General features: G+C 70.8%; 1 protein-coding gene. It reads left to right on the top strand.

Annotated elements, in window-relative coordinates; genetic code table 11:
* A partial coding sequence (locus tag ACSNN9_RS28800; protein WP_436676436.1) for a nitrate reductase molybdenum cofactor assembly chaperone occupies window positions 1-236 on the top strand: 236 nt, incomplete at both ends.

Here is a 236-nt window from a genome sequence, read left to right on the forward strand (position 1 = left end):
CTGCCGGGCCTGATCGACGCCCTGCGCCTGGAGCAATCCGTGGCGCCCGCGCGGCTGCGCGAGTTGCAGCAGCTGGCCGAGCAACTGCAGGCTATGGACCCCTTCGAGGCCGAGGCCCGCTACGTGGACACCTTCGACCGGGGCCACCAGACCTCGCTGCACCTGTTCGAGCATGTGCACGGCGACTCGGCCGACCGGGGCCCGGCGCTGATCGACCTGCAGCAGACCTACGAGAG

The sequence above is a fragment of the Micromonospora sp. URMC 107 genome, assembly GCF_051386315.1.
Classification (GTDB): Bacteria; Actinomycetota; Actinomycetes; order Mycobacteriales; family Micromonosporaceae; genus Micromonospora.